This window comes from Aeromonas sp. 30P (genome assembly GCF_051919805.1).
In the GTDB taxonomy this organism is placed as follows: Bacteria; Pseudomonadota; Gammaproteobacteria; order Enterobacterales; family Aeromonadaceae; genus Aeromonas; species Aeromonas veronii.
In genome coordinates this window covers 303253-320803 of record NZ_JBQBEA010000001.1, presented here as the reverse complement: position 1 = coordinate 320803, position 17551 = coordinate 303253, and the positions used below count along the sequence as shown (strand labels likewise).

Annotated in this window: 13 protein-coding genes, 2 tRNA genes and 2 pseudogenes; 7 read left to right on the top strand and 10 right to left on the bottom strand. The window is 61.1% G+C overall.

Annotation, left to right across the window (positions count from 1 at the left end):
- Window positions 1-49: 49 nt before the first annotated feature.
- The 3 genes from tuf to ACTG2B_RS01615 all read right to left on the bottom strand — a co-directional run bounded on the left by tuf (window position 50) and on the right by ACTG2B_RS01615 (window position 1600).
- A complete protein-coding gene (gene tuf, locus ACTG2B_RS01625) occupies window positions 50-1234 on the bottom strand; it encodes an elongation factor Tu (protein WP_005339879.1) in 1185 nt (394 codons plus the stop codon).
- Between the two features lie 168 nt (window positions 1235-1402).
- Window positions 1403-1477: transfer RNA gene (locus tag ACTG2B_RS01620), tRNA-Gly, on the bottom strand.
- 38 nt (window positions 1478-1515) lie between these two features.
- Window positions 1516-1600, bottom strand: a tRNA-Tyr gene (locus ACTG2B_RS01615).
- Window positions 1601-1863: 263 nt separating this feature from the next.
- Here ACTG2B_RS01615 and coaA point away from each other — a divergent pair.
- Window positions 1864-2802: a type I pantothenate kinase gene (coaA, locus tag ACTG2B_RS01610; RefSeq protein ID WP_005339877.1), complete on the top strand. Its 939-nt coding sequence runs from the start codon at window positions 1864-1866 to the stop codon at window positions 2800-2802.
- An 80-nt stretch (window positions 2803-2882) separates the two neighbouring features.
- On the opposite strand, the pseudogene birA reads toward coaA, so the two are convergent.
- A pseudogene (birA, locus tag ACTG2B_RS01605) lies at window positions 2883-3846 on the bottom strand (bifunctional biotin--[acetyl-CoA-carboxylase] ligase/biotin operon repressor BirA).
- On the bottom strand, window positions 3843-4880 hold the full coding sequence (murB, locus tag ACTG2B_RS01600; RefSeq protein ID WP_439995098.1) for a UDP-N-acetylmuramate dehydrogenase: 1038 nt from the start codon (window positions 4878-4880) through the stop codon (window positions 3843-3845). Before murB ends, birA begins: the two are co-directional and overlap by 4 nt.
- 127 nt (window positions 4881-5007) lie before the next feature.
- Between murB and ACTG2B_RS01595 the strand changes: the two genes are divergently transcribed.
- Both ACTG2B_RS01595 and ACTG2B_RS01590 read left to right on the top strand, forming a co-directional pair.
- Window positions 5008-5661, top strand: coding sequence for a potassium channel family protein (locus tag ACTG2B_RS01595; RefSeq protein ID WP_005339863.1), 654 nt, complete (start codon window positions 5008-5010; stop codon window positions 5659-5661).
- Window positions 5658-7013: a TrkH family potassium uptake protein gene (locus ACTG2B_RS01590; protein ID WP_005341850.1), complete on the top strand. Its 1356-nt coding sequence runs from the start codon at window positions 5658-5660 to the stop codon at window positions 7011-7013. The genes ACTG2B_RS01595 and ACTG2B_RS01590 overlap by 4 nt, the downstream gene beginning before the upstream one ends.
- A gap of 42 nt (window positions 7014-7055) precedes the next feature.
- Here the strand turns inward: ACTG2B_RS01590 and ACTG2B_RS01585 are convergent.
- A pseudogene (locus ACTG2B_RS01585) lies at window positions 7056-7885 on the bottom strand (cupin domain-containing protein).
- Window positions 7886-7986: 101 nt separating this feature from the next.
- On the opposite strand from ACTG2B_RS01585, the gene ACTG2B_RS01580 reads away from it, so the two are divergent.
- Window positions 7987-8520: a carboxymuconolactone decarboxylase family protein gene (locus tag ACTG2B_RS01580; protein ID WP_439995097.1), complete on the top strand. Its 534-nt coding sequence runs from the start codon at window positions 7987-7989 to the stop codon at window positions 8518-8520.
- Window positions 8521-8534: 14 nt separating this feature from the next.
- Window positions 8535-8975: a DUF417 family protein gene (locus ACTG2B_RS01575; RefSeq protein WP_307895705.1), complete on the top strand. Its 441-nt coding sequence runs from the start codon at window positions 8535-8537 to the stop codon at window positions 8973-8975.
- A gap of 40 nt (window positions 8976-9015) precedes the next feature.
- On the opposite strand, the gene ACTG2B_RS01570 is transcribed toward ACTG2B_RS01575, so the two are convergent.
- From ACTG2B_RS01570 to ACTG2B_RS01555, 4 genes are all read right to left on the bottom strand, one after another.
- A complete protein-coding gene (locus ACTG2B_RS01570; RefSeq protein WP_439995096.1) occupies window positions 9016-10989 on the bottom strand; it encodes a DNA topoisomerase III in 1974 nt (657 codons plus the stop codon).
- A 67-nt stretch (window positions 10990-11056) separates the two neighbouring features.
- Window positions 11057-11554, bottom strand: a complete 498-nt coding sequence (locus ACTG2B_RS01565) for a response regulator (RefSeq protein WP_439995095.1) — start codon at window positions 11552-11554, stop codon at window positions 11057-11059.
- Window positions 11555-11609: 55 nt separating this feature from the next.
- Window positions 11610-12785: a sensor histidine kinase gene (locus ACTG2B_RS01560; protein WP_439995094.1), complete on the bottom strand. Its 1176-nt coding sequence runs from the start codon at window positions 12783-12785 to the stop codon at window positions 11610-11612.
- Window positions 12782-13576, bottom strand: a complete 795-nt coding sequence (locus ACTG2B_RS01555) for a cyclic nucleotide-binding domain-containing protein (RefSeq protein ID WP_439995093.1) — start codon at window positions 13574-13576, stop codon at window positions 12782-12784. The genes ACTG2B_RS01560 and ACTG2B_RS01555 overlap by 4 nt, the downstream gene beginning before the upstream one ends.
- A 277-nt stretch (window positions 13577-13853) precedes the next feature.
- Between ACTG2B_RS01555 and ACTG2B_RS01550 the strand changes: the two genes are divergently transcribed.
- Window positions 13854-14984 carry a NapC/NirT family cytochrome c gene (locus tag ACTG2B_RS01550; protein WP_439995092.1) on the top strand — a complete coding sequence of 377 codons (1131 nt, stop codon included), beginning with the start codon at window positions 13854-13856 and terminating at the stop codon, window positions 14982-14984.
- Between the two features lie 23 nt (window positions 14985-15007).
- A complete protein-coding gene (torA, locus tag ACTG2B_RS01545; protein WP_439995091.1) occupies window positions 15008-17488 on the top strand; it encodes a trimethylamine-N-oxide reductase TorA in 2481 nt (826 codons plus the stop codon).
- The last annotated feature ends 63 nt before the right edge of the window (window positions 17489-17551 follow it).

The window sequence follows — 17551 nt, the reverse complement described above, 5'->3', positions numbered from 1 at the left end:
AAGAAAGCCCCTATTATAGGGGCTTTGCTTTATTTATGTAAGCCAAAGATTAAGCGATTACGCTGGCTACAACACCGGCACCTACGGTACGGCCACCTTCACGGATAGCGAAACGCAGGCCGTCGTCCATCGCGATCGGAGCAATCAGGGTAACAACCATTTTGATGTTGTCGCCCGGCATTACCATCTCTACGCCTTCCGGCAGTTCGATGGTACCGGTCACGTCGGTAGTACGGAAGTAGAACTGCGGACGGTAGCCTTTGAAGAACGGGGTATGACGACCACCTTCTTCTTTGGACAGTACGTACACTTCAGATTCGAACTTGGTGTGCGGCTTGATAGAACCCGGCTTGGCCAGTACCTGACCACGTTCTACGTCTTCACGCTTAACACCACGCAGCAGCGCGCCGATGTTCTCGCCTGCACGACCTTCGTCCAGCAGCTTGCGGAACATTTCAACACCGGTACAGGTGGTAGAAACGGTATCTTTGATACCAACGATTTCTACGGTCTCACCTACTTTAACGATACCGCGCTCTACACGACCGGTAACTACGGTACCACGGCCAGCGATGGAGAATACGTCTTCGATAGGCATCAGGAACGGCTGGTCAATCGCGCGCTCCGGCTCCGGGATGTAGGTATCCAGGTGGCCAGCCAGCTCGATGATCTTCTCTTCCCACTGAGCGTCGCCTTCCAGCGCTTTCAGCGCGGAACCACGAACTACCGGCAGGTCATCACCCGGGAAGTCGTACTCGGTCAGCAGTTCACGAACTTCCATCTCAACCAGTTCGAGCAGCTCTTCGTCATCAACCATGTCACACTTGTTCATGAACACGATCATGTACGGGATACCAACCTGACGACCCAGCAGGATGTGCTCACGAGTCTGCGGCATCGGGCCGTCAGTCGCTGCTACTACCAGGATCGCGCCGTCCATCTGGGCAGCACCGGTGATCATGTTTTTAACGTAGTCGGCGTGACCCGGGCAATCTACGTGGGCGTAGTGACGGGTCGCGGTGTCGTATTCTACGTGGGAGGTGTTGATGGTGATACCACGCTCACGCTCTTCCGGTGCCTTGTCGATCTGGTCGAAGGCGAAAGCTTTACCACCGAAGTGCTTGGCCAGCACGTTAGTGATAGCTGCAGTCAGGGTGGTTTTACCGTGGTCAACGTGGCCGATGGTACCCACGTTAACGTGCGGTTTATTACGCTCAAATTTTTCTTTAGACATGATCGTCCCTCTAAACTAACGCTGAGTACGCGGTGGCAAGCTAACCACAGAACAGTTTATATGATGGATTTGAATCTGGTGGGAAAGAGAGAGGTACTGATGGCTGGTTCGCTTGCCGAACTCACCCTAGGGTGCGGCTCTGCTAACGCCTGAGCCATATCAGCATCTTGGAGCGGGCAGCGGGAATCGAACCCGCATCATCAGCTTGGAAGGCTGAGGTAATAGCCATTATACGATGCCCGCATTTCTCTAACCCAAAGAACTCAAACCGCAGAGAAATATGGTGGAGGGAGAAGGATTCGAACCTTCGAAGGCAGAGCCGTCAGATTTACAGTCTGATCCCTTTGGCCGCTCGGGAACCCCTCCAGACGCCAGATTGTCACAACGGTAATTCTGCTTGCACCCGTTGTGTTTATCGCTTTTGCACGGCAAATAGACGACAGACAGTCAAGCGTCGCGCATTTTATTGTAAGGTTTTGGGGGATGCAACCATTGAACCCGGCAAAATATGCTTTATTGCTGGGAAGTTTGCAAAAAAGCGGGGGCAAACAAGCCAATCCTGCTGCGTCCCTTGTCGCTCCCCCACCCTTGGTGTATGGTCGCCGTGCCCAAGAAACAGTGATGACACCATGACGACAGAGCATAACCCCTATCTGCAATTCACCCGCGAACAATGGGCGTTATTGCGCGATTCGGTCCCCCTGACCCTGACCGAACACGATCTGCAGACCCTGCGCGGGATCAACGAGAAGGTGTCATTGCGGGAAGTGGAAGAGATCTATCTGCCTCTCTCCCGCCTGCTCAATCTCTATGTCAAAGCCAAACAGCGTCGCAGCCGGGTGCTGGAGCAGTTTCTCGGCCAGTCCCGCGGCAAGGGCACCTATATTATCAGCATTGCCGGCAGCGTGGCGGGGGGCAAAAGCACCACGGCCCGTATTCTGCAGGCCCTGTTGGAGCGCTGGCCGGAACATCCGCGGGTGGAGCTGGTCACCACCGACGGCTTCCTCTATCCCAACAAGGTACTGGAAGAGCGCGGCCTGATGCGCCGCAAGGGGTTCCCTGAGTCCTACGACATTCGCCATCTGGTGGAGTTTGTCGCCAATATCCGCGCCGGTCACGAGAAGGTCGAAGCGCCGGTTTACTCCCACCTTATCTACGACATCATTCCCGATGAGAAGAAGGTGGTGGAGCAGCCGGACATCCTGATCCTGGAAGGGCTCAATGTGCTGCAAAGCGGCATGGATTACCCTCAGGAGCCCCATCGGGTCTTCGTGTCGGACTTCGTCGACTTCTCCATCTATGTGGATGCCGATGCCGAACTGCTGCGCACCTGGTATATCGAACGCTTCCTGAAATTCCGCAGCGGCGCCTTCTCGGATCCCGACTCCTACTTCCATAACTACGCCAAGCTGGCGGAGAGTGAGGCGACCCAGATCGCGAGCAACATCTGGCAAGATATCAACTATCTGAATTTGCAAGAGAATATCCTACCAACGCGTGAGCGAGCCAACCTGATCATGACCAAGGGCCATGAGCACGCCATCGAGCAGATCAAACTGCGCAAATGATGACAGCCATTGCCGGATAACGAAGAGGGGGCCCGCAGGCCCCCTCTTCTGTTTGGCATCATGAGTGGCCTTGCAGTCCCTCAGTCGCCCCGACGCAGGGAGAGCTCGCCCCCTAGATAGAATTTGATCCCTTCACCTGTCTCCAGTCGCAGGGCGCCGCGATCGTCGATGCCACGAGCGATGCCGCGGATCTCCTGATCCCCCATCAGCAGGCGTACCGGGCGACCGGCAAAGTGATCGAGCCGGTTCCACTCATCGACAAAGCTTGCCAACCCCTGCTGCTCAAAGGTTTGCAGCGCCCGCTGCAGATGGACGATCATCCGGGCCGCCAGTTGATTGCGATCCACTAGTTCCGGATTGATGTGACGCAGCTCGGCCCAGGCCTGATCAATCTTCTCACCTTCGCGGGCAGGCATCGCCAGATTGAGACCGATACCGATCACCAGATGACAACTGGCCCCGGCGCTACCGCTCATCTCTACCAATGCCCGCCAGCTTGCGGCCCTGATAGTAGAGGTCGTTCGGCCACTTGAGCTCGACCCCCTGATAACCAAGGGACTCCAGCGCTTCAACCACTGCCACGCCGACCGCCAGACTGAGCCCCATGGCTGCCGCCATGCCTTGTTCGAGTCGCCAGTACATGCTGAGGATCAGCTGGCAACCAAACGGCGAAATCCAGGGTTTGCCACGACGACCGCGCCCGGCGGTCTGGCACTCGGCCAGACAGCTCTCACCGGAGCGCAGCTCATTAACCCGATCCAGCAGGTATTGGTTGGTCGAGCCAATGACCGGAAAACAGTGCACCGGCGCCATCGGGGCCAGTGCCTGCAGCTGCGCCTCGTCATAGAGCGCCATCGGCACCGCCAGCCGGTAACCCTTGCCGGTCAGGCTAAAGAGATCCAGCCCCAGCTCCTTGAGCGCCGCCATGTGTTTGCTCACCGCCGCCCGGCTGATGCCGAGCTGCTCGCCCAGCTGTTCGCCGGAGTGAAACTGGCCGTCACTGAGCAGGATGATCAGGGTCTGTCTGATGGGAGTCAACGTCATGAGAGCACCTCATCGAGCCAGGTTTCACCCTGTGCGCCCATGAAGCGCACCTCGTGCTCCAGTACCACGCCAAACGTCTGCTCCACGCTGTCGCGCACGTGGGCCGCCAGCGCGATCAGCTCCATGGCACTGGCGCCCCCCAGATTGACCAGCACCAGCGCCTGCTCCTGATGAACAGCGGCGCGGCCGATGGCGAAACCTTTCAGCCCGCACTGATCGATGAGCCAGCCCGCCGCCAGCTTGGCCTGCCCTTCTCCAGCAGGATAGCAGGGCATCTGCGGGTAGCGCGCCTTGAGATTCTCCGCCAGCGCGGCAGGCACCACCGGATTCTTGAAGAAGCTGCCCGCATTGCCGAGCACCGCAGGATCCGGCAGCTTGGCCATGCGGGTGGCACAGACGGTATCGAAGATGGCCTGCGCCGAAGGCGCGTCACCGAGCGCCGCCAGCGGGCCATAGCCCAGCACCGGTTGCCACGCCTTGGGCAGTGTGAGCCCGACTGCGGTGATCAGGTGGGAGTCCTGATACTCGTGCTTGAAGATGCTGTCACGATACCCGAAGCGGCACTCTGCCGCCGCGATCCGTTCAATCTCGCCACTCTGCCAGTTGAACGCCTCGACATAGGCGCAGAAGTCGGCCAGCTCAACGCCATAGGCACCGATGTTCTGCACCGGCGCTGCACCGACCGTACCGGGAATGAGCGCCAGATTCTCCAGCCCGCACCAGCCCTGTTGCAAGGTATGACGCACCAGCTGATGCCAATCTTCACCGGCCGCCACATGGAGCAACCAGTGATCGCCACCATCTTCAGCGGTAATCCCCTTGAGCCGGTTGAGCACCACCAGACCGAGAAAATCGGTGGTGAAGAGCATGTTGCTGCCGCCGCCCAGATTGAGGCGCGGCAGCTGGTTGAGCTGCGGATCGGCACGCAGGGTCGCCAGATCGGCAACCTGCTCCACCTCGGCCAGCCAGAGGCAGTACGCATCGAGGGCAAGGGTGTTGAGCTTCAACAAGGAGGCGTTGGCATTCAGTTTCATCGGTCTATCCCGGCTTGGTGCAAGGGCGCAGTCTACCTCAAGTTGCCCCATGACGAAAAACCCGAGCCCTTTTCGGGGGAATAGCAGTGGTTTAGAGTAGGCGACTTCAACTGCTGAGGAACAACTCATGAACAACCAGTTTGCCGTCATCGGCCTGGGCCTGTTTGGCAGCGCGCTGTGCGAAGAGCTGCAACGGCAAGATGCCGAAGTACTGGCCATCGATATCGACGAGAGCAAGACCCGGCAAATCGCCGCCCTCTGCAATCACGTGATCGTGGCGGATGCTACCGACGAGGCCACCGTGGCCGAGCTGGGACTGGCCAATTTCGATATCGTCTTCGTTGCCATCGGTGACAACCTGGAGACCAGCATCCTCACCACCCTCGTCTTGAAAGAGGCAGGCGTGAAGAAGGTGTGGGTCAAGGCGCGCGACAAGTTCCACGCCAAGATCCTGCAGAAAGTGGGCGCCGACAAGGTGATCAACCCGGAGTGGGACATGGGCCGCCGGGTCGCCCAGAGCATGCTGGACAACCGGCTGTTCGACTATCTGGAGCTGGGCCACGACATGGTGCTGACCGAGTTCGTGATTGGCCTGCAACAGAACGGCCGGGAACTAGGCGACTTCCACCTGCTGCAACAGAGCGATTTCCAGCTGCTCGCCATCAAGCGTGGTGATGTGCTGCACAACGTGCTGACCGGCAAGATGGAGCTGCAACTGGGCGACATCCTGATCCTGGCGGGCAACAAGCACGCTATCGACCACTGGCTCGAAACTCTATGATCAACTGGCGCAGCAGCTACGCCTTCGCCCTCCATCGGGAGCAGGACTCTCGCTGGAGCGAAGCCCGGCTGATCCTCGGCAGCTTTCTGATCATTCTGCTGATTGGCACCATCTTTCTGGTGCAACCCTCCAGCCACAATGGCGAGGTTACCTTCGTCAACGCCCTGTTTACCGCCACCTCGGCCATCAGCGTGACAGGTCTTGGCGTGGTGGATACCGGCACCGCCTTCACCCTGCAGGGGCAGATTTTCCTGTTGATGCTGATGGAGATCGGCGGTCTGGGCCAGATGACCATGACCCTGCTGCTGATCGCCATCTTCAGCAAGCGGGTCGGTCTGCGCCAACAGGTGCTGGCCAAGGAGGCGCTGGGACAGGAGGGCTCGGTCAACATCATCCAGCTGGTCAAACGGATCGTGCTGTTCGCCTTTATTGCCCAGCTGATCGGCACCGGCATCATGGCGATCCGCTGGGTGCCCGAGATGGGTTGGGTGCACGGCCTCTATGTCAGCTTCTTCCACGCGGTATCAGCCTTCAACAACGCCGGGTTTTCGCTGTTTGCCAACAACCTCATCGACTATAGGGACGACCCCATCATCAGCCTGACCATCGCCGGTCTGCTGATCCTGGGGGGGATCGGCTTTACCGTCATCGTCGATCTGGTGCGCAACCGCCGCTGGCGCAAGCTGAAGCTGCACAGCAAGCTGATGTTGCTGATGACCCCGGCGCTGCTGCTGGCCGGTACCCTGATGTTCTGGCTGCTGGAACACAACAACCCGGGCACCCTCGGCAAGGCCGGTATCGGTGGCCAGCTGCTGGCTGCCTTCTTCCAGTCTGCCAGTGCCCGTACCGCCGGTTTCAATACCATAGATATCGGGCTGATGACCCCGGCGGCGTTGCTGTTTCTGATGATGTTGATGTTTATCGGTGCCGGTGCCACCTCGACCGGTGGCGGTATCAAAGTCACCACCTTCGCGGTGGTGCTGCTGGCGACCAAGGCGTTTCTGACCAAACGGCCCCATGTCACCGCTTTTGGCCGCACCCTGTCGCCCCAGATCGTGACCCGCTCGCTGGCCATCATCATCGTCAGCACCATGGTGCTGATGCTGGCGATGTTCCTGCTGATGGTGACCGAGGATCTGCCGTTCGACAAAATCATGTTCGAGACCATCTCGGCATTTGCCACCGTCGGTCTCTCCACCGGCATCACCGCCTCCCTGAGCGAGCCGGGCAAGCTGATCCTGGTGCTGGTGATGATCTGCGGCCGTCTCGGCCCGCTGACCCTGGCCTTTATGCTGGCCCGCCCGGTCGAGACTCGCATCCGTTATCCGGAAGAGAACGTCTATACCGGCTGACCAGCCATGAACACGGGGGCAGCCACTGGCTGCCCCGTTTTTTTATTCGGCTTGTTGCTGCGTCTTGAGCCAGCGCCCCGGGCTCACCCCCAACTCCCGCTCGAATGCCCGACCAAAGGCAACACTGCTGCTATACCCCGCCCCCAGAGCCACCTGCACCATGGGCTCCCCCGCTAGCAGTTGCTGGCAAGCGCGCGCCATGCGCCAGCGGGTTAGATAACCCAGCGGCGCTTGACCAACCCGCTCCTGAAACTTCGCGGCAAAGCGGGCCCGCGACATGCCGGCCTCCCGCGCCAGCGTGGCCACCGTCCAGGGTTCATCCCCACGCTGATGCATCACCGAGATCGCTTTGGCCAACTGGGGATCGGAAATACCTGCCAGCATCCCCTGCTGACACACCCCTTGCTCGACCAGATGACGCAGCAGCAGGATCAACAGTACCTCCAGCAAGCGGGAGATCAGCGGATCCTGCCCGTAGCGGGGGTGAAACGCCTCATCAAACAACTGGTTCAGCACCGACGTCAGGGCAGGCAACTCCCTTAGCGGCAGCACCAGCGAGCCCGGTAATGCCAGTTGCAACGGCGATGCGCCCCCCTTGCCGAATGCGACATTGGCGCACACCAAATCACAACCCCCCAGCGTTCTGGGTTCAAGCTTGTGGGGACGTCCCCGAGGGAACAGGATCAGGGTCGGCTCCTCGAGCAGCAAGCTGGCGCCCCCCTCTTCACGCAGCATGACGGCACCGCTGCGCAGCAGATGAAGATGTCCGCCACCGGGTAATCATCACTGGAGGAGTTCTGGCACAGGTTGCCGGCGAAGAAGATCTTGGCTTCGGGGGAGGCATGAACCAACAGGGCAGAGAGCGGATCCATATTTGAGACGAATAGTATTTAATTGCAGACGATGAGTGATAAACCGTATCACGAATGACGGCACACTGTCTCCCGTACCTTCACTACCACAGGAGAAGATCATGAGCCGTATCCAACCCGTATCCCAACCGCAACCCGCAGCCGCCCAGACCCTGGCCACCCTGCACCGCAATCTGGGCATGGTGCCCAACCTCTACACCACCCTGGCCCACTCGCCAGCCCTGCTCAATGGCTTCCTGGCCTTTGCCGAGGCGCTTGGCAAGGGGCGCCTCACTGCCTCACAACGGGAGTTGCTGGCACTGGCCATAGGTCAAGCCAACGCCTGCCAATACTGTTTGTCTGCCCACACACTACTGGCGGGCAAGGCCGGATTCTCGGCCAAGGAGATCCGGGCTGCCCGGCTCGGCCAGGCCTCGGCTCCCCTTGATCACGCCCTACTGCAACTGGCAACAGCACTGGTCAGTCAGCGCGGGGTGCTCAGTGACGAGCAGCTTGCTAGCGCCCGTGCCGCAGGCGTAGATGACGAGCTGCTGCTGGAGGTGCTCGGCCAGGTGGTGGTCAATACCCTGACCAACTATGGCAACCACCTGGCGGCGACCGAGATCGACTTCCCGCCCGTCACTCTGACCCCTTAAACAAGGAGCCCCCCATGCAGCAACATGACAAAGGCTTTCTGGTCGCTCTGGCGGGCGTGGTATTGACCCTGCTCTGGATCGGCGTCTTCAAGTTTACCCCGACAGAGGCCGCCGCCATCAAACCACTGGTAGCCAGCCACCCCTTGATGAGCTGGCTCTATGGCCCCCTGTCGGAACAGAGCGTATCGAACCTGATCGGGGTGGTCGAGATAGTGATCGCCATCGGGCTGGTCGTGGGTCTGTGGCAACCCCGCATCGGTTACTGGTGCAGCATGGGGGCTATCGTCACCTTCCTGGCGACGCTGAGCTTCCTGCTGACCCTGACAGGTGTCTGGAAAGTGGTTGATGGCGTGCCAGTCACCGAGTTCTTCCTGTTCAAGGATCTGGTGTTTCTCGGTGTGGTGCTGCACTACCAGCACAGGATCCGTGCCAGCTTGCCCACTCAGGCAGCCTGACAACAATGCCTTTGGCGCCCAGGATGGGCGCCTTTTTTCGTTATGCAGCCCTGGTCTGGCGCTTGCTGGCCGTCTTGCGCGGTCGGGGCCCGCCAGTCGTGCTGGCCGCCGGACTCTTTCGCTTGGTAAAACGCCGCTTGCCGGCACCCGGCGCCTCCTTGGGCAGGGCGCTGAAGCTGGCGCCTGAGTCCTGCCGCACCCCTTCAATCAGACCGTTGAGCTGCTCGGTGAGCGGCCCCATAAACTGCTGGTAGCTGCCGTGGCGCTCGGCGATCTGGCCGAGGCTCTGCTCCCATAGCGCCGTCATATCCGGCGTGGTGGCAGTAGCAGGCAGCGCCTGCACCAGCGCCCGCCCGGTCGGGGTCGCCTTGATGCTCTTGCCCTGACGCACCAGAAAGCGGCGCTTGAACAGCAGGTCGATAATACCTGCCCGGGTCGCTTCTGTGCCGAGACCATCGGTGTCGCGCAGGGTCTTGCGGATCTCGGGATCCTGCACATAGCGGGCGATGCCGGTCATGGCCGCCAGCAGGGTGGCATCGGTGAACGACTTGGGCGGCTGGGTCATCTTCTCCTGCAGTTCACCCCGCTCGCACAGCAGTTGCTCTCCCTCTTTCAGGGCAGGCAGCGTGCCCGCCTTCTCTTCGTCGTCATCCTCCTCGACCCCGAGCAGCGCCTTCCAGCCCGCCTTGATAATGCGCCGCGCCTTGGCCTGAAACAGGCCACCGGCGATGCGCAGCAGCACCTTGCTGTCGTTGTATTCGAACGGGGGATAGAACTGCAGCAGATACTGTCGGGCAATCAGGCCATAGAGCTTAGCTTCGTCGGCCCCCAGCATGGCGGGGTTGCCCTGCTTCTCAGTGGGGATGATGGCGTGGTGGGCATCCACCTTGCTGTCGTTCCACGCCTTGCTGCGGATCTTGCCGTCCGCCTCGGCGACCGCCTTGGCCAGCGTGGGCGCCGTGGCGGCGATGGCGCTGCGCACCTGTTCGGCCCGCTTGAAGTGGTCGGTCGGCAGATAGCGGCTGTCGGAGCGCGGATAGGTGATGAGCTTGTGGCGCTCGTAGAGGCTCTGGCAGATGTCGAGCACCCGCTTGGCATCCATGCCGAAGCGCTTGGCGGCATCGATCTGCAGGCTGGAGAGGTTATAGGGCAGCGGCGCCGCCTGCTTGCGGGCCTGCTCCTCCACCGATTCAACCTGTGCGGGTTGGCCATTGATCCGGCTCACCACCTTGTCGGCCAGCGCCCGATTGAGCACCCGCCCCTCCTCATCCTGCCACGGCAGGCAGGCTTCCGATGGCAGCCACTTGGCGGTGAAGCGCTCGTTGCTATCGGTCAGCAGATGGGCCAGCACCTCGTAGAAGGGTTTGGGGACGAAGGCCTCGATCTCGAGATCCCGCCGCACCACCAGCCCCAGCAGCGGGGTCTGCACCCGGCCAACCGAGAGCAGCTCACTGCAACCCGCCTTGCGCCCGAGCAGGGTGTAGGCGCGGGTCATGTTGATTCCGTAGAGCCAGTCGGCCCGACTACGGGCCAGCGCGGAGACCGCCAGCGGTACGAATTCCTTGTTGTCCCTTAGTTTGTCGAGGGCGCGGCGCACCGCAGGCGGGTTGAGATCGCTGATGAGGCAGCGCTGCACCGGCTTGGATTTCGGGTAGCCGAGAAAGTCGATCACCTCATCCACCAGCAGTTGCCCTTCCCGGTCCGGGTCACCGGCGTTGACCACGCAGTCCGCCTGCTTGATCAGTCGCTTGATGACGGTGAGCTGGGTTTTGGTCTTGGGCTTGGCCACCAGCTGCCACTGGGCGGGGATGATGGGGAGATGCTCCATCCGCCACTGCTTGAAGGCGGCGTCATAGGCATCGGGCTCGGCCTGCTCCAGCAGATGGCCGATACACCAAGTGACCACATCCCCCTGGGCTGTTTCGATAAAACCGTCGCCCTTCTTGTGGGGCTTGGGCAGGGCATCGGCAATGGCGCGGCCCAGCGTGGGCTTCTCGGCGATAAAGAGTCGCATCGGTGGCTACCTGCAATACTGTATATGCAGACAGTATACAACTGCCACCGCGAAAGCCCAACTGCCCCTAATCGTCGAACGGGTGATCGTGGATGGCGGCAAACAGCCGCGCCTGATTGAGCAGCGGCGCATAGTGGAAGGCATTTTCGCCATCTTCCGCAAGCAGATAGTCGGTCAGCTGTTCGCGCACCGCCTCTTGCAGGGTCTCCAGCTTCCACGGCTTGGCAAGGTAGTAGTGCAACCCGCCACGATTGACCGCTTCGACGGTGGCCTCCAGCCCCGCTTGTCCGGTCAGCAGCAATTTGCGGCTGGCCCGAGTGGTGGCACGCCGGTTCAGCTCCACCAGAAAATCGACCCCCAGGGTTCCCGGCATGATGTGGTCACAGAGGATCAGCGCCAGCTTGTTGCCGTCGCGCTCCCACTCCTCCACCACCGCACGCGCCTCATCGACGCTCTCGGCGGCTTCCAGTTCGAAGTGGGAACGGAACGGGGCGAGATCGTGGATCACCGCATCCAGCACCTCACGCTCATCGTCCACACACAGGATCAGATAGTGTTTGTTCATTGCTCCTCCTTGGCGACATGGTTTGGCACGCCGCGCGATTGATGCTGGCGACGGCTCAGGCCGCATGCTCCTTGTCGTGATGAGGTTCGCCCCCGTAACCGGCCTGCCTCATGCCGTCCAGCGGCAGACAGACCCGCATCCGGGTGTAACGGCCCGGTTCGGAGGCCACCTCGATCCGGCCGTGGTGCTGTTGCACTATCTGCAGCGAAACGCTCAGACCAATCCCGAGGCCGAAATGTCCCTCCCGCTTGGTGGTGAAGTTGAGATCGAAGATCCGCTGCCACAGTTCGGGCTCGATGCCGCAACCGCTATCCTCTATCTCTACCATGACCCACTCGGGATCCAGCAATCCGGTGCGGATGGTGAGCCGCCCCGGGCCGCTCATGGCATCCAGACTGTTGGCGATGAGGTTGGTCCACACCTGTTGCAGGGCGATGGGGTGACAGCGCACCAGCGGCAGCGGCTGGTACTCCTTGCAGAGCTCATGATGCTTGAGGCGGTTTTCGAAAATCATCAGGGTATCTTCCAACCCCTCGTGCAGGTCCACCAGCGAGGGCTCGTCCCTGTCCTGCCGGGCATACTGCTTGAGGCTCTTGACCAGATCGCCGATGCGACGGGCACACACTTCGATATTGCGCAGGAAGCTGCCGGTCTGCTGGAACAGCTCCAGCCGGGAGAGCAGGGCCTCCCGCTCGTCGGCAGTGCGGCCGGCAAACCAGCGCTGCCAGTTCAGCTCGTCATCCAGATTCATCTGCACCGCCAGCCGCGCCTGCTGGCGATCGCCAAAGCGCCCCTCAGCCTGCCGGGTCTTGTCACGGATTTCGCTGGTCGAGACCGGCTGGGAGGAGAGCGCCTGACAGAGGGTCTGGTTGCCCAGCCCCTTGATGGGGGCAGGTAGTTCGAGATTGACCAGATCGGGGATGGCGGCCCGCAGGGTCTCGCTGCCACGGATAATGGCCGCCACCGGGTTGTTGAGCTCGTGGGCGACACCGGCCACCAGCTGACCCAGCATCGCCATCTTTTCGCTCTCCACCAGCTGGGCGTGAGCGGCATCGAGTGAGTTGAGGGTCTGTTGCAGCCGCATCTCGGTGCGGATGCTGTTTTGCAGGCGACGGTTGAAGTGGCGCAGCAGCAGGTTGGTAAAGGAGGGGAGCAGTTCGCTGCGCGCCTGCATCACCCGGGAGAATTGCAGCTTGTCGAGCTTGATCACCTCGGCACCGGTCAGGGTCACGCGGTGGTGAAGGCGGGTTCGCCGGTGACGAAGGACATGCCCCCCACCAGCGAGCCGGTACGGTAGTGCACCACCTCCTGATCGATCCCCTGCTCGTCCCGCTTGCGCAGCACCACCTCCCCCTTGGCGATAAACCATAGGAAGCTGTTGGGCTCCCCCTCACGGGTCAGCACATGGCCCGGACTGTAGTGGCGGCAGACTCGCTCCTCGTCATTGCCCTCGAAAAACTGGTAGAGACCGTCGATCACCACCCGGGAGAGTTCTTCATCGCTGCAGTGGGTATAATCCATAAAGCCCTGCCGATAGGCAGCCAACTGGCGATCGACGTGGGCTCGCAGCAGCTTCTGGTTGTCGAGCACGGCGGCATAGCTCAGCAGGTCCGCCTCGGGACGCTGCAATACAAAATGGCTGGCCTGCTCGATCACCGCCCGGCGCAGGCTGCCATCGCGCCAGGGGCGTTGCAGGTAGTAGTCGAGACGACCGAGGTTCACCGCCTCGATGATAGATTTCATCTCCGGCTGGCTGCCCAGCAGGATCTTGCGACACGCCTCGTGACGGCTGCCGAGGCGGATCAGAAAATCGGCCCCTCGCCCATCCCCCAGCTCGCTGTCACACACCACTACGGCGGGTGGCTGCCCCTTTCGATCCAGCTCGTCCAAGGCCAGCTCCGCCGACCCCTGACCGACCACCACCACCAGCGCGAAATGGCCGAGCAGCGGAGCCAACTCCTGTTCGAATTCGGCCAGCAGTTGCACGTTGGCGGCGACACACAGCAGTGAGAAAGGGCTCATCAGCGACACTCCGTTGAGGCTCACTGCTCACTATATCAGCGAATCTTGTGGGGTTTTGCGAGGGGGCTAACAGCTGTCGCGGAAAGTGCACAAATAGATAAAACAGAAAACAACTGAATTTAATTCGACAAATCTGTCAATAACAAAACAAAAAAACAAAATGTGACAACAATCAAAAATATAATCCATGATGGAGGTCAACGCCTTATCCCTGTCATTACTACTACTATTGGACTAGTACTATGTAGGTAATTATTGACCGTAGGAAAACGCCGCCATGATTGGAAAACTGATAAGAAAAACCTGGTTCTGGCTCCTGCTGCTCGGGGCCCTGCTGGGTGTCGCGGCACTGGGTGTCACCGTGACCGTGCTGCACAAGACCAGCTCCACCGAATTCTGCGTCTCCTGCCACTCCATGCAGACTCCGCTCGCCGAGTATCAGGGCAGTGTCCACTTCCAGAACACCAAGGGGATCCGCGCCGAGTGCGCCGACTGCCACATCCCGGGCGACCCCACCTCCTACCTGTGGACCAAGATCCGCGCCGTGAAGGATATCTATCACGAGGCGATCGGCACCCTGGATACCCCGGAAAAGTATGAAGCCCACAAGTTGCGGATGGCTCAGTCCGTCTGGGACGAGCTGAAAGCCAACGACTCCGCCACCTGCCGCAGCTGCCACAGCTACGAGGCGATGGACATTCTGGCCCAGCGCCCCAATGCCCGCGCCGAGCACCCGGTCGCCATCAAGGAGGGCCAGACCTGTATCGACTGCCACCGCGGTGTCGCCCACATCATGCCTGACATGAGCGGCCTGGCTGCCGCCGGTGCCAGCGAGCTGGCGCAGGCTGCGGCCCAGACTCCGGCCAACGTCACTACCCGTTACGCCATCGCCACCACCCCACTGTACCTCGATGCCGCCGCCAAGACTGACGAAGGTACCCTGATGCCTTCAACCAAGGTGGAAGTGCTGGCCAACGAAAACGGCCGCGCCAAGGTGCAGATCGAAGGCTGGCAACAGGATGGTGTGAGCGAAGTATTCTACGCCGCACCGGGCAAGCGGATCCTCAGCGTACTGGTCGGCGATGCCGCCAAGAAAGCGCTGATCACCGGCCAGAGCGAAACCGACAGCGCCACCAACCTCACCTGGCATCAGGTCAAGCTGACCGCCTGGGTCGACCAGAGCCAGCTCATCGGCGATCAGGGCAAGCTGTGGCAATACGCCTCCACCCTGATGTCCAACAACTGTACCGGCTGCCACGGCCTCACCGCGCTGGATCACTTCAATGCCAACCAGTGGATCGGCGTCATCAAGGGGATGGAATCTCGTACCTCCCTGACCCCGGAACAGGCTCGCATGTTGACCCAGTATGTCCAGAAACACGCCAGTGACATGAGCGCGGCCCACTAAGGCTGGCACAGAGGATAACCGTTATGACTTTTTTCAATGACAAGAAGACCAATCTGTCCCGCCGCAACCTGCTCAAGGGGCTCGGCGCCTGCGCAGCCCTGCCCCTGCTCGGCGGTATTTTTCCCAAGAGTGCGCTGGCGCAAGCCATCAGCACCGCATTGAGCCAATTCCCGACTCTGGTGCCCGCCCAGAAGGGCATTCTGACCGGCGCCCACTGGGGTGCTTTCGAGGCGATCGTCGAAGATGGCCGCATGGTGCGCGTCCAGCCGGTGGCCGATGATCCGGCGCCGAACGATCTCATCGACATGGCGCCGTTCCAGGTGCACGCCAAGAACCGCATCAAATACCCCATGGTGCGCAAGAGCTGGCTAGAGCATGGCCCGGGCGCCAAGCCGGAGCTGCGCGGTGCCGACGAGTGGGTGCGAGTGAGCTGGGACAAGGCGATCGAATTGGTGGCCGGTGAAATCCAGCGCGTGCAGAGTGACTTCGGCCCGCAGGCGATCCACGCCGGTTCCTACGGCTGGAAGAGCGTCGGCATGTTCCACAACAGCCGCACCCTGCTGCACCGCCTGATGAACCTCTCCGGCGGCTTCACCGGTTATGCCGGTGACTATTCCACCGGCGCGGCCCAAGTGATCATGTCCCACGTGATGGGTTCCATCGAGGTGTACGAGCAGCAGACCGCCTGGCCCAATGTGGTGGAAAACGCCGAACTGGTCGTGCTGTGGGGGGTCAACGCTCAGGTCACCCTGAAGAACAGCTGGAACATGCCGGACCACGAAGGGCTGGCTGGCTTTATGGCGCTGAAAGAGAAGGGCACCCGCGTCATCAGCATCGATCCCATCTACAACGAGACCGCCAAGATGGTCGGCGCCGAGTGGATTGCGCCGAACGCTTACACCGACGTGGCCATGATGCTGGGTGTGGCCCACACCCTCTACAGCGAGAAGAAGCACGATCAGGCTTTCCTCGATCGCTACACCGTCGGCTTCGACAAGTTCCTGAACTACCTGCTCGGCAAGGATGACGGCCAACCGAAGAGCGCCGAATGGGCGAGCACAGTCTGCGGCGTCGATGCCAAGGTGATCCGCCAGCTGGCTCTCGACATGGCCGCCAAGCGCACCATGATCATGGCCGGTTGGGGGATGCAGCGTCAGCAGCACGGCGAACAGCCGAACTGGATGCTGGTCACTCTGGCCTCCATGCTGGGCCAGATCGGCCTGCCGGGCGGCGGCTACGGCTTCAGCTACCACTACTCCTCCGGTGGCAGCCCCACAGCCAAGGGCGGCATTCTGGCGGGTATCTCCGCCGGCAACGCGCCGAAGAACAGCCCGGCACCGATCCCGGTGGCCCGCATCGCCGACTGTCTCGCCAATCCGGGCAAGACCATCGACTTCAACGGCCGCAAGGTGACCTATCCGGACATCAAGCTGGTCTACGTGGCGGGCGGCAACCCCTTCCACCACCATCAGGACACCAACAACCTGCTGCAAGCGTGGCGCAAGCCGCAGACCGTGATCGTTCACGAGCCCTACTGGACCGCCACCGCCAAACACGCCGATATCGTGCTGCCGGTCACCACCAGCTACGAGCGCAATGATCTGGAGATGGGCGGCGACTACTCCCAGCGCTATGTGTTCCCGATGCACCAGTGCGTCCCGCCCCAGTTTGAAGCCCGCAACGACTTCGACATCTTCAGCGCCATCGCCGCCAAGCTGGGCGTGCAGGAGCAGTACACCGAAGGGAAGGACGAGATGCTGTGGCTCAAGCAGATGTATGACGGCATGGCGGCGCAGGCCCGCGGCGCCCGCGTCGCGCTGCCGCCGTTCAACATGTTCTGGGAATCCAACAATTACATCCGCTTCCCGATCCCCGAGGCCAACCGGCAGTGGATCCGTCACGCCGATTTTCGCGAGAATCCGCTGCTCAATCCGCTCGGCACCCCGTCCGGCAAGATCGAGATCTTCTCCAACACGGTAGCCGGGATGGGTTATGCCGACTGCGCCGGTCATCCCAAGTGGTATGAGCCCAAGGAGTGGGTGCAGAGCGAGGTGGCGGCGCGCTATCCGCTGTCGCTCAACACTTCGCATCCGACCCAGCGGCTGCACTCCCAGCTCGACAACACCCCGCTGCGGGACAAGTTCGCCATCGCCGACCGCGAAGCAATCATGATCCATCCCGCCGACGCCAAGGCTCGTGGCATCGCCCAGGGGGATCTGGTGCGCGCCTTCAACGAACGCGGCCAGATCCTGGTGGGCGCCCTGCTCTCCGAAGATGTGCGCCAAGGGGTGGTGCGGATCTGCGAAGGGGCCTGGTATGACCCGGCCAAGCCGGGCGAAGCGGGCAGCATCTGCAAGAACGGCAACGTCAACTGCCTCACCTTCGACGAGGGCTCGTCCAATCTGGCGCAGGGCAACTGCGGCCACATGGCCCAGCTGCAGATCGAGAAGTACACAGGCCCGGTGCTGGCCAACACCGCCCACGCGGTACCGGCCAACGGCTAAGGCGATTACCACCCAATAAAAACGGCGCCATCAAGGCGCCGTTTCTTTATCCGTCTGCCAAAG

Excerpts from the sequence above, each read along its gene's own strand:
- tuf (WP_005339879.1), bottom strand. The coding sequence starts at position 1,234 with ATGTCTAAAGAAAAATTTGAGCGTAATAAACCGCACGTTAACGTGGGT.
- coaA (WP_005339877.1), top strand. The coding sequence starts at position 1,864 with ATGACGACAGAGCATAACCCCTATCTGCAATTCACCCGCGAACAATGG.
- murB (WP_439995098.1), bottom strand. The coding sequence starts at position 4,880 with ATGAAACTGAATGCCAACGCCTCCTTGTTGAAGCTCAACACCCTTGCC.
- ACTG2B_RS01595 (WP_005339863.1), top strand. The coding sequence starts at position 5,008 with ATGAACAACCAGTTTGCCGTCATCGGCCTGGGCCTGTTTGGCAGCGCG.
- ACTG2B_RS01590 (WP_005341850.1), top strand. The coding sequence starts at position 5,658 with ATGATCAACTGGCGCAGCAGCTACGCCTTCGCCCTCCATCGGGAGCAG.
- ACTG2B_RS01580 (WP_439995097.1), top strand. The coding sequence starts at position 7,987 with ATGAGCCGTATCCAACCCGTATCCCAACCGCAACCCGCAGCCGCCCAG.
- ACTG2B_RS01575 (WP_307895705.1), top strand. The coding sequence starts at position 8,535 with ATGCAGCAACATGACAAAGGCTTTCTGGTCGCTCTGGCGGGCGTGGTA.
- ACTG2B_RS01570 (WP_439995096.1), bottom strand. The coding sequence starts at position 10,989 with ATGCGACTCTTTATCGCCGAGAAGCCCACGCTGGGCCGCGCCATTGCC.
- ACTG2B_RS01565 (WP_439995095.1), bottom strand. The coding sequence starts at position 11,554 with ATGAACAAACACTATCTGATCCTGTGTGTGGACGATGAGCGTGAGGTG.
- ACTG2B_RS01555 (WP_439995093.1), bottom strand. The coding sequence starts at position 13,576 with ATGAGCCCTTTCTCACTGCTGTGTGTCGCCGCCAACGTGCAACTGCTG.
- ACTG2B_RS01550 (WP_439995092.1), top strand. The coding sequence starts at position 13,854 with ATGATTGGAAAACTGATAAGAAAAACCTGGTTCTGGCTCCTGCTGCTC.
- torA (WP_439995091.1), top strand. The coding sequence starts at position 15,008 with ATGACTTTTTTCAATGACAAGAAGACCAATCTGTCCCGCCGCAACCTG.